At 66.3% G+C, this 10,159-nt stretch carries 11 protein-coding genes; 4 read left to right on the top strand and 7 right to left on the bottom strand.

Annotated elements, in window-relative coordinates; all coding sequences use genetic code 11:
* The 5 genes from CB0205_RS0100665 to CB0205_RS0100645 form a co-directional block, all read right to left on the bottom strand.
* The coding region (locus CB0205_RS0100665) for an anhydro-N-acetylmuramic acid kinase (protein WP_010313114.1) at nucleotides 1-319 on the bottom strand (319 nt) is incomplete at its 3' end.
* A gap of 69 nt (nucleotides 320-388) precedes the next feature.
* Nucleotides 389-1,024, bottom strand: a complete 636-nt coding sequence (locus CB0205_RS0100660) for a peroxiredoxin (protein ID WP_010313112.1) — start codon at nucleotides 1,022-1,024, stop codon at nucleotides 389-391.
* 58 nt (nucleotides 1,025-1,082) lie between these two features.
* Entirely contained in the window at nucleotides 1,083-2,699 is a 1,617-nt protein-coding gene (hflX, locus tag CB0205_RS0100655) for a GTPase HflX (protein WP_029625998.1), read from the bottom strand.
* Nucleotides 2,696-3,349 carry an HAD-IA family hydrolase gene (locus tag CB0205_RS0100650; protein WP_010313107.1) on the bottom strand — a complete coding sequence of 218 codons (654 nt, stop codon included), beginning with the start codon at nucleotides 3,347-3,349 and terminating at the stop codon, nucleotides 2,696-2,698. Before CB0205_RS0100650 ends, hflX begins: the two co-directional genes overlap by 4 nt.
* Nucleotides 3,346-4,530, bottom strand: coding sequence for an NAD(P)/FAD-dependent oxidoreductase (locus CB0205_RS0100645; protein WP_029625996.1), 1,185 nt, complete (start codon nucleotides 4,528-4,530; stop codon nucleotides 3,346-3,348). The genes CB0205_RS0100650 and CB0205_RS0100645 overlap by 4 nt, the downstream gene beginning before the upstream one ends.
* Before the next feature lie 67 nt (nucleotides 4,531-4,597).
* Here CB0205_RS0100645 and CB0205_RS0100640 point away from each other — a divergent pair, with 67 nt between their 5' ends.
* Together CB0205_RS0100640 and CB0205_RS0100635 are read left to right on the top strand one after the other, a co-directional pair.
* Complete coding sequence (locus tag CB0205_RS0100640) at nucleotides 4,598-5,335, top strand: phosphoadenylyl-sulfate reductase (protein ID WP_050778400.1); 738 nt, start codon at nucleotides 4,598-4,600, stop codon at nucleotides 5,333-5,335.
* Nucleotides 5,336-5,992, top strand: coding sequence for a type III pantothenate kinase (locus CB0205_RS0100635; RefSeq protein WP_010313100.1), 657 nt, complete (start codon nucleotides 5,336-5,338; stop codon nucleotides 5,990-5,992).
* On the opposite strand, the gene bcp is transcribed toward CB0205_RS0100635, so the two are convergent.
* Nucleotides 5,985-6,452: a thioredoxin-dependent thiol peroxidase gene (bcp, locus tag CB0205_RS0100630; protein ID WP_010313098.1), complete on the bottom strand. Its 468-nt coding sequence runs from the start codon at nucleotides 6,450-6,452 to the stop codon at nucleotides 5,985-5,987. The two genes, CB0205_RS0100635 and bcp, sit on opposite strands and share 8 nt — an antisense overlap.
* 130 nt (nucleotides 6,453-6,582) lie before the next feature.
* Between bcp and CB0205_RS14045 the strand changes: the two genes are divergently transcribed.
* On the top strand, nucleotides 6,583-7,125 hold the full coding sequence (locus CB0205_RS14045) for a 4'-phosphopantetheinyl transferase superfamily protein (RefSeq protein WP_198001891.1): 543 nt from the start codon (nucleotides 6,583-6,585) through the stop codon (nucleotides 7,123-7,125).
* A 99-nt stretch (nucleotides 7,126-7,224) separates the two neighbouring features.
* Complete coding sequence (locus CB0205_RS0100620) at nucleotides 7,225-7,890, top strand: alpha/beta hydrolase (protein WP_010313095.1); 666 nt, start codon at nucleotides 7,225-7,227, stop codon at nucleotides 7,888-7,890.
* 59 nt (nucleotides 7,891-7,949) lie between these two features.
* On the opposite strand, the gene CB0205_RS0100615 is transcribed toward CB0205_RS0100620, so the two are convergent.
* Complete coding sequence (locus CB0205_RS0100615; RefSeq protein ID WP_010313093.1) at nucleotides 7,950-10,133, bottom strand: AAA family ATPase; 2,184 nt, start codon at nucleotides 10,131-10,133, stop codon at nucleotides 7,950-7,952.
* Nucleotides 10,134-10,159: the final 26 nt, after the last annotated feature.

Raw genomic sequence — 10,159 nt, 5'->3', positions numbered from 1 at the left:
CGCGCTCGCCGCTGGGGGGGCGGTGCCAGAGGGTCTGGCCATGGCAGCCCACCCTCTGGGCGCTGCCCTCGGGGTCGCAGGCCAGGGCGGCCTGGGCCTGCACCTCCGTCAGCGCTTCACCGAGCTCGAGCAGCTCCGCGGCGGTGGTGGGTTGCCCTTGGCCGACCGCCACGATCTGAGCCCGCAGGGCTTCGGGGTAGGGCAGGGAGGCACGGCTGTGGATCTGCCAGCGGGGCCGCCTGATGGGGCCGCTGAAGCTGGCGAGCACCGCATCAACGCCATCGGCGCTGGTGCCGCTCATCAGTCCCAAGACCCGCATGCGCAGACAAAAGCCCCCGGGAATTCTCCCGGGGGCCGAGGACCCTGACGAGGGTTCAGCGACTCACTGTCACTTGTTGGGTTGCGGAGTCATGCGCAGGTAGGGCTTGATCTCGGTCACGCCCTTCGGGAACTTGCTGCGGGCTTCGTCGGTGGGGATCGAGGGAACCACGACGCAGTCCTGACCGTCGGTCCAGTTGACCGGGGTGGCCACCTGGTGGTGGTCGGTCAGTTGCAGGGAGTCGATCACCCGCAGGATCTCGTTGAAGTTCCGGCCGGTGCTGGCGGGGTAGGTGATCTGCAGGCGCAGCTTCTTGTTGGGGTCGATGATGAACACCGAGCGCACCGTCAGGTTGTTGAGCGAATTGGGATGGATCATCCCGTAGAGATCGCTCACCTTCTTGTCTTCGTCGGCCAGGATCGGATAGTCAACTGTGGTCTTCTGAACCTCGTTGATGTCGCAGATCCAGCCCTTGTGGCTCTCGGCGGAATCGACGCTCAGGGCGATCGTCTTGACGTTGCGCTTGTCCCACTCGGAGCGCAGCCGGGATACCTCGCCCAGCTCGGTGGTGCAGACGGGGGTGTAGTCCGCGGGGTGGGAGAACAGCACAACCCAGCTGTCACCAGCGAAGTCGTAGAGGTTGATCGGACCCAGTTGGGAGTCCTGGGTGAAATCGGGAACGGTGTCGCCGAGCTGCAGAGGCATGGCCGTGGCCGGTTGGAGGCAAAAATGGTGGCATATCTGCAGCGGGGCCTGACGGACCTCAGGCGAAAAGGCTGCGCTTGAGGTGCTCGAGCCCAAGCCCGCCGGTGGCCGAGACGAACAGCACCTGGGGGTCCAGCGCTTTGGCCTGATCGATCGCGGCCTTGGGGCAGCGGTCGATTTGATTGGCGATCAGTTGCCGCGGGACATCGCTGCCGAGTTGATCGAGGATGGCGTGGACGGTGCTGAGCTGCTCGCACCAGCCGGGGTCGGAGAGGTCCACCACCAGCAGCAGTCGATCGGCATCCAGGGTTTCTTCGAGGGTGGAGCGGAAGGCTTCCACCAGCGGCGGCGGTAGGTCCCGGATAAAGCCCACCGTGTCGGTCAGGAGCAGGTGCGCCGGGGCTCCCCCATCCGGGTTGGGCTGCACGATCCGGCGGGTGGTGGGATCAAGGGTGGCGAAGAGTTTGTTTTCCGCCAGCACCGCCTCCTGCTGCGGCGCTTTGCTGAGGGCGTTCAACAGGGAGCTTTTGCCGGCGTTCGTGTAACCCACCAGGGCGAGGCGGCGCTGGGTACGGCGGTTGCTGCGCAGCCGAGCCCGGTGTTCCCGCAGCTTTTGCACATCCCGCTGCAGCTTGTCGATCCGGCGGGCGATGGCCCTGCGGTCTTTTTCCAGTTGCGTTTCCCCTGGTCCTCGGGTGCCGATCCCGCCCCCCTGCCGCGAGAGCGAGAGGCCCCGGCCCGCGAGCCGCGGCAGGCGGTAACGCAGCTGCGCCAGCTCCACCTGCAGCCGGCCGGCGGAACTGGCGGCCCTCTGGGCAAAGATGTCGAGGATCAGCTCGCTGCGGTCACTGACGGGCAGCTCGAGCCGGGCCTCCAGGGTCCTGGCCTGGGCCGGGGTGAGTTCGCGATCGGTCACCACCAGCGATGCGCCGAGACGCCGGGCCTCCAGCGCCGCTTCCTGCACCTTGCCTTCGCCCCAGAGGTTCTGGCCGTTGCGGTTGGACTGGCGCTGCACCACCAGCCCCAGGGGCTTGGCGCCGGCACTGCGCACCAGTCCCTCGAGCTCGGCGATTTCACGTCGGGCATCCTCCGGATCGCTGGGGCTGAGCACCAGCAGCAGCACCTGCTCTTGGCCCGCCAGCGCCCGGGCCGGCGTGGTCTGTTGGGGCTCGGGCGGCGCCAGCTCACAGAGCACCGCAAGGTCGTCCTGCTCCAGGGGCTGCCAAGGGCAGTGGGGATCGGAGCTGGGGCTGAAGGCGGCGGCGGGCCAGCGGCCGCCGGCCTGGGGACTGTTGCCGAAACGCAGCCAGAACCCCGGCTGCAGATCGAGCCCGACGACGGCCTCATGGCCCTGGGGCTCGAGGTGTTTGGCCCGCCCCACGCAGGTGATCAGGCGCAGGGCATTGCCTTGCCTGCGGGGGCCGCCAGGCAGGCGCTCGAGCAGCCGGCCCGATTGCTCTAGGGGGCCCACCCAGAGCAATCGGCAGAGCCCCCGCTCATCCAGCACCAGGCTCAGGGGCAGGTCCAGCTCGGCGCTTTCGGCCGCCAGGCGCTGGAGACTGATCCAGTCCACCCCTGCGCTCTCGGGATGACGCCGGTGGCTGAGCCGCTCGAGGCGTCTGGTCTGGGCGGGCCGCAAGCCGGCGGTGCGGCCCATGAGCGCGGATTGCTTCAAGGGGTGCCGTTCGGTTTCGGGCGCTTGATCAGTAGGCAGCGGATCCCCGCGGCCGCGGCGCTGGCCTGGTCCTCGGGGCTATCGCCGATGTGCCAGACCCGCTCGGCTGGGAGCTCCAGTTGCTGCAGGGCAGCCTGCAGCGGCAGGGGACTGGGTTTGGCGGCTCCGACCACGGAGGAGACGACGACGGCATCCAACAAAGGACTGAGCTTCAGGGCCTCGAGCAGTGGCAGGAGGCGCTGATCGAAGTTGCTGACCACCGCCAACTTCAGCCCCCGCTGCTTCCAGCGCTGCAGGTTCTCGCGCACATCGGGGTAGACCAGCCAGGGGTCAGCCTTGGCGAAGTGCTGGAACAGGGTTGTCCCAAAGCCTTCGGGCAGCGGACCCTCGTGGCCGCAGGCTGCGAAGACCTGGGCGACCAGGGTGGTCCACCAGCGCTCTTCCGCCTCGAGCAGTGCCTCACTGCTGAGCCCAGGGAAGGCCAGCTCAGGTGCCTGGCGAAAGAGACCGGCAAAGACGCCATTGATGGCCTCCGGGGCGATCGTCAGGCCGAAGGTCTCAGCCACGGCGGCATAGCTCTCACCGACCGACTGGCGCAGGCCAATCAGGGTGCCCATGGCATCAAGCAGCAGGCCGCTGGGTGCGCTCATAGCCAGTTCGCCAGCCAGCCGCCGGCCACCTTGAGCTGTTGGGGGAGTCCGGGCATACGCGCCAGGTAGGCCAGGCGCCGCAGCTGAAAGGCGGCGGGGCCGGCCAGGGTCACTCCCATGCCGGTCAGGCTGGCTTGGCCGACCCCCAGGCCCATCATTTCCCCCAGGTCGTTCCAGGCGAAGTCCTCCAGGGGAGCGCCAAGCCGAAGCCGTTGCAGGTTGCGGGCGATGCAGCTGGCCTGTTGGTAGGCCACCTGGGCGTTGGCGGGATAGAGCGCACCGCAGGAGTCCGGGCAGGCCGCGGCATCCCCAAGGACAAAGAGATCTTCGCTGCCCTCCACCTGAAGGGAGGGGGCGCACTTCAGCCTGCCCCGCGGGTCCAGGGGCAGCGGGGGCTGCAGTTCCGGAACGCTGGCGGCCAGGCCCGCGGTCCAGATCACCCCATCGCAGCGCAGGGCTTCGGTGCTGTTGGTCCCATCCCCCAGCCGCTGCAGCTGCAGGCCGGTGGCATCGACGCTGGCCACTCGGGTATTCAGGCGCAGCCGGATGTCCCGTTGTTGGAGTGCCTTGCGGGCCTGCTCCCGGTTGAAGGCCTTGGCGATGGGCAGCAGCTCTGGACCTTGCTCCACCAGCTCGAGGATGGCGCTGCCCTCCAGCAGATCCGCGAGTTTGCAGGCCAGCTCAACGCCGCTGGCTCCAGCGCCGACGATCCCGATCCGCTGCAGCGGCGACTGCTTGGTTTTGAGTCGCGCAATCCAGCCCTGGATCTGCTCGACGTCCTCCAGGTCACGAAATCCAAGGGCGTGCTCGCGCACTCCCGGGATCCCATAGGTCTCCAGTTGTCCCCCGCTGGCAATGACGGCCTGGCTGTAGGGCAGCTCGCGCCCGCGATCAGTGGTGATGGTTCGGCGGCTCCGGTCGATGCGGCTGGCCCGCTCTTGGATCCAGACCACACCGGAGCCCGCCAGAAGTTCCCGGTAGCGGGGGGCAATTTCCCAGCGTTTCAGCTCCCCACTGAGCAGCTCGTAGAGCAGGGGTAAAAACAGAAAGTGCTCCCGTGGCTCCAGCAGCAGCACCGAGGGGTGCTCACCGGAAGCCGCCAGTTGCAGAGCGGTGTTGAGTCCGCCGAAACCACCGCCGATCACCACAACAGCTGCGGGCTCAACCTCGGATGGGGGCACGGCAGACGGTGGGGAAGAAGACCAGGGCGAACCCTAACCATCTCCCCCCACATTGGAAGATGGTGCGATGACCACGTCTGCCAACCCTTCCGCGCCCAGCTTCGACACCCAGCAGGCCTGTGAGCAGCTGCGGTCGTTGAGTGCGCTTGAGCGCATGCGTTGGGGGTTGGAGACCTTTGGTGATGGCTTCGCCCTGACCACCAGCTTTGGCATTCAGGCTGCGGTCTCGCTGCACCTGGTCAGTCAGTTGGAGCGCCCGGTTCCGGTGATCTGGGTGGACACGGGGTATCTGCCCCCGGAGACCTATCAGTACTCCCAGATGCTGGTGGAGCACCTGGGCCTCAAGCTGCATGTGGCCCAGTCAGGTGTCAGTCCAGCGCGCATGGAGGCTCTCCATGGCCGCCTGTGGGAAACCGGTCAGGTGGAAGACCTGGAGACCTATCACCGCATTCGCAAGGTCGAGCCCCTGGACCGGGCGCTCAACGACCTCCAGGTCACCTGCTGGGCCAGTGGTGTCCGTGGCGGCCAGACCGACCACCGCAAAGCGATGGACCCCATCCAGCTGGTCCGTGGCCGCTGGGCCCTGCGCCCCTTGCTGGATTGGAACAACCGCGACGTCTTCTATTACATGCAGGAGAACGGCCTGCCCCAGCACCCTCTGTTCGATAAGGGCTACTCGACGGTCGGCGACTGGCACTCCAGTGCCCCCGATGACGGCAGCACCAGCGGACGGGCCACCCGCTTTGGCGGTCTGAAGCAGGAATGCGGCATTCACCTGCCCGGGATGGCCGGCGAGGGCATCTAAATGGCCAAGCTGTTGCTGGTGGGCAACAGCCGATGGCACTGGGCGGAGCGCTCGCCCTCGGGCCTGCGCTGCTGGGATTGTGAGCCTCCGGATCCAGACGAGGCTTGGTCAGCGCCGCCACTGCGGGCTTGGGCCGCGGTGGGTGCTCTCCCTGCTGCCTTGGCCTTGCCAGAGGCGCAGCGCTTGCGGCTGGAGCAGGTTCCCCTGGCCGAAGCCCCCGCTTGGCTTGGCATTGATCGCGCCCTGGCGGGCTGGTGGGCGTGGCGGCAGCAGCAGGGAGCGGTGCTGGTGGTCGATGCCGGCACCAGCTTGAGTCTCACCCTGGTGGATGAGCAGGGACGCTTTGCTGGCGGCCGTTTGAGCGCGGGCCTAGCGCTGCAGCTGCGCAGCCTGCATCAGGGAACCGCGCAGTTGCCGCTGACCCAGCCCGACGCCGAGAACCTGCCGCCCTGGCCGAGGGAGACCGCCGCTGCCATGGAGGTGGGATGTCTGCAGGCGATGGTCGGTGCGGTCAATCAGGCGATGGAGCAGCTGGAGGACGGCTGCACGCTTTGGCTGACCGGCGGCGACGCCCAGCGCCTGGCCCCCTGGTTGAACCCGAGTCCGTTGGTTGTGGCCCCTCAGCTGTGTCTGGAGGCCCTGGATCAGCTCAGCTGAGGCCGAGGTCCTGAAGGATGTCGTCGGCCATCGAGGCCGCCTTCACCTTGAGGTAAGCCTTCTCGATCTTTCCTTCGGCATCCACCACAAAGGTGTGGCGCATCATGCCCATGTACTCGCGGCCCATGAATTTCTTGAGGCCATAGCTGCCGTAGCTCGCGGCTACGGGGCAGGGCTCAGCGTCACTGAGCAGGGTGAAGGGCAGGTCGTACTTGCTGATGAATTTGCTGTGGCTGGTGGCGCCGTCCTTGCTGATGCCCAGCACCGCGATGCCGTGTTTCTCAAAGCTGGCCCACTGATCGCGGAAGTTGCAGGCTTCCTTGGTGCAGCCCGGAGTGTCGTCCTTGGGATAGAAGTAGATCACCACCCGCTGCCCCCGGAAGCTGCTGAGGCTGACGCTGTTGCCGCTTTGATCAGGCAGGCTGAATTCCGGTGCGACGTCTCCGACCTGCAGGGCCATGGGGGGTGAGGGTTCAACTGGCGGGAGCCTAGAAGGACTGCCAGCGCAGGCGCCCCAGCTCTGGCTGAGCCCGCTGGCGCAGCCCTCTGCTGCAGGCCTGTCCCCCCAAGAGCAGCTGTGGTGTGCGGCCTTGCCCGCTGCGCTCCAGCCCCGATATCGCTCCAGCCGTCAGCAGCTGCGCGCCCGCCTGGCTGCTTTGTTTGCGGTCTCTGCAGAGTCCATTCCCCTCTGCAGCCCCCCTGGCGAGGCGCCGCGGCTGGAGGCGGGCTGGGGATTTGTGAGCTTGAGCCATAGCGGTGAGCAACTGCTGCTGGCCTGGTCCCCCTGGGCGGTGGGGGTGGACCTGGAGCGCCGCGACCGCGTGCTGCAGGCGGACCTGTTGGCCCAGCGTTTTTTCCCGCTTGAGGAAAACCAGGCGTTGCTGGCGCTGCCGGCGGAGGTGCGTCGCCTGCAGGTGTTGCGCAGTTGGGTGCGCAAGGAGGCGGCCATTAAGTGGATGGCGTCCTCCATCGCAGAGGAGTTGCGCCATTGGTATTGGGATGACACCAAGCAGGAGTTAATCCACCTGCAACGGGGCCTGACGCCCCCCTCGCTTTGCCTGGAGTCCGGTGGCTGGCTCTGCGCGCTGGTGGGTGATGGCGCGGGCGATACCCAGTGGGCTGAGGGCGGCTGATTTTGTTTTTTTACGCAGCCGATTCTTAAAACAAACCAGAGTTGCCGTGTCGCGTCCCACGGGACTCGCCATACCGGGGATGTCTTCCTCTGCAAACCCATGCGCAAGGCACTCCTTCCCTTGGCTGGCGTTGGTTTCCTGATGGCAGGCCTGTCTGCGCAGGCCATCCCTCAGAACCCGACCGACGCGAGCGGCATTCAATTTGGCGCTCCGACTTTCATTCAGCCTTCCGGTCTTCCCACCCAAACCGCCCGGACGGTGAGCAACGGTTTTGTTCGCTCCAACACCCTGCTGCCCCTGGGCGGTACTGAGGTGATCGACAACCCCGTTCCTCGCAACCTCTCCGACCTGTCCGGTTGGTCCAAAGATCAGCTCCAGGCTGGTCTTCAGCAGGAATACTCCGTGGATGTGGCCGCTGTGGCTCGCTTCCTGTATTCCCCCAAGGGTGAGCAGTTCCTGAAGGAGAGCATTCAGGAGAACAACTACACCCCCTTCTACAGCCAGCAGAACAGCCTGCAGGCCGTGCGTAGCGCCATCATTCTGGACTCTGCCGACGGCAAGCTGTCGAGCTACGGGATGATGAAGCAGCTCCCCACCGACCAGCGCCTCCAGGGCTCGATGAAGGTCTGTGATGTCAACAGCATCGAGAACAGCCAGCAGGCCACCTCGCTGCTCAGCTGGTACATGAACACCCCGGCTTGCATCGCGGCTTACACCGCCGAAGCTCCCGAGCCGGTCAAGCAGCCCGTTCGCGGTCTCTGGTGATCCAGCGGATCGCTTGATCCATCCCAAAGCCCCGGCATTGCCGGGGCTTTTTTGTCGTCTCAGTCCGAACGGCGAGCGACGAGGAGTCGATGCTGCAGCAACTGCGGCAGCGTGCCTTTGAGGCGTTGCTGGAGCTCGGCCTTGAGGCGATCGATCTCAGCCGGGCTGAGCGTTTGACTGAGCTGCTGGCGGTAGGGGGCATCCGCTGCAAACCAACGGGCGAGCAATCCCTCGTTAATCGGTAGTGCCAGCCGTTCCTCCCACGCTCTCCACTCCAGGGTCCAGCCCTGCTGGATCAGGGCGGCCTCGAGCGCGCTGGGCTCGGGTTGTGGCATGAGGATGGTCTGCTCGATCGCCATCACTCTCTCCAGCAGGACGGCCAATGCATCGGTGGGCGTTCCCGCGCGCTTCAGTCCTCCCGCGGGACCCAGCTGGGGCTGGCTGAAGAGCAGGCGCAGGCGGGCCTTCGGTGCAGCGAGTGCCGTGAAGGCGGCAACTGCGGCCTCGAGTTCCTCGGGGCTGCTGTGTTTGAGCGGATGCCGGCTGGCAATCCATTCGAAGCGTTGGCCGCTTCCCTCGAGTGCGCTGAGGTCTGGGATCAGTTGGGGGCGCTCCAGGCTGTCGAGGACCTCCAGTTGTGTGCCCAGTCGCGTTTGATCGGCGCTGCTGGCGGCGTGGATCACCACACCGCCTTCGGGGCAGCACTGCAGGGGATCGAGGGCCCAGAGCAGGGAGCGGGCCTCGAGCAGGAGTACCCGGTCATGCCGTTGCCAAGGGGCATCAGCCCAGAGCTCCTGGCGCAGGCGATCGAGGCGTTCCCCTTCGCTGCCGGACTGCCGTTGAATCCAGCGCTCGAGCTCGGGGTCATCCGGACCGCTGCTGAGCATCTCGCCGAGTTCCTGCTGATGCTCAACGGCCGCGGCGAGCTGGGCGGCACGTCGCTGCTGCAGCCGTTGGCGGCGCTCCCCTTCCCAACCCAGGGTTCCGGGCTGCCAGAAGACCTGCCCCTGGAGATCGCTGGGTAGGTATTGCTGGGCGACCCAGTGCTCGGCGTAGGCATGGGGGTAGCGGTAGCCGACGCCATCGCCGAAGGCCTTGCCGTCGCGGTTGGCGTCGCGCAGATGGGCCGGCACCGCCTGGCGATTGCTGGCTTTGACGTTTTTGAGGGCGTCAAAGAAGCCGAGCAGGCTGTTGCTTTTTTCGGTGGAGGCCAGATAGAGCGCGGCCTGGGCCAAGGGATAGAGGCCTTCCGGTAAACCCACCCGCTCGAAGGCCGCGGCGCAGGCCTCAACGACCACGACGGCTTGGGGGTCCGCCAGGCCGATGTCTTCCCCGGCGGAGATCAGCATGCGCCGGAAAATGAAACGGGGGTTCTCCCCGGCTTCGATCATCTTCGCCAGCCAAAAGAGAGCGGCATCGGGGTCGCTGCCGCGCAGGGACTTGATGAAGGCGCTGATGGTGTCGAAGTGGGCGTCCCCTTGTTTGTCGTAGAGAACGGCCCGCTGCTGGATGGATTCTTCGGCGATGGCCAGGGTGATGACGATCTGTCCCTCGCCATCGGGCTCCGTCGTCTCCACCGCCAGCTCCAGCGCATTGAGCAGGCTGCGGGCATCGCCGCCGGCCACCTCGACGAGATGTGCTGCGGCCTCAGGACTGATCTGGACGGGCCGCTCTCCATAGCCCCGTTCTCGATCGCGAAGGGCCCGCTCGAGCAGTTGATGCAGGTGCCGATTCTCGAGGGGCTGAAGCCGAAACAGCCGTGAGCGACTGACCAGGGCTTTGTTGACCTCAAAGAACGGGTTTTCCGTGGTGGCTCCGATCAGGGTGACCGTGCCGTTTTCCACCCAGGGCAGCAGAGCATCTTGCTGCGCGCTGTTGAAGCGGTGCACCTCATCGATGAAGAGCAGGCTGCGCAGGCCGTGCTGATCGAGCCGGCGCTTGGCTTCATCGACCTCGTGGCGCAGGTCCTTCACGCCGGCGAGGACGGCATTGAGACTGCTGAAGTGGGCCCGGGTGGTGGCCGCAATGATCCGGGCCAGGGTGGTTTTGCCGACGCCCGGTGGGCCGTAAAAAATCAGGTTGCCGACCCGATCGGCGTTGATGGCACGCCGCAGCAGTCGACCGGGTCCGAGGATCTCCTCTTGGCCTTGAAAGTCGTCGAGGCTCCTGGGCCTGAGGCGATCAGCCAGGGGGGCATGGTGCTGGCGCAGCTGCTCACCGTGATGGCTGAAGAGATCGCTCAAGCCGCGCCGAATGAGGTGTCGATCTC

Origin of the sequence: Synechococcus sp. CB0205 (assembly GCF_000179255.1) — a bacterium.
Taxonomy (GTDB): domain Bacteria; phylum Cyanobacteriota; class Cyanobacteriia; order PCC-6307; family Cyanobiaceae; genus Vulcanococcus.
The sequence above is the reverse complement of the archived record's forward strand: the minus strand, read 5'-3'. Positions and strand labels throughout refer to the sequence as shown.

Coding starts and splice junctions, on each gene's coding strand:
- CB0205_RS0100650 (WP_010313107.1), bottom strand. CDS start 3,349: ATGAGCGCACCCAGCGGCCTGCTGCTTGATGCCATGGGCACCCTGATT.
- CB0205_RS0100620 (WP_010313095.1), top strand. CDS start 7,225: ATGCGCAAGGCACTCCTTCCCTTGGCTGGCGTTGGTTTCCTGATGGCA.
- CB0205_RS0100660 (WP_010313112.1), bottom strand. CDS start 1,024: ATGCCTCTGCAGCTCGGCGACACCGTTCCCGATTTCACCCAGGACTCC.
- CB0205_RS0100640 (WP_050778400.1), top strand. CDS start 4,598: ATGACCACGTCTGCCAACCCTTCCGCGCCCAGCTTCGACACCCAGCAG.
- bcp (WP_010313098.1), bottom strand. CDS start 6,452: ATGGCCCTGCAGGTCGGAGACGTCGCACCGGAATTCAGCCTGCCTGAT.
- CB0205_RS0100635 (WP_010313100.1), top strand. CDS start 5,336: ATGGCCAAGCTGTTGCTGGTGGGCAACAGCCGATGGCACTGGGCGGAG.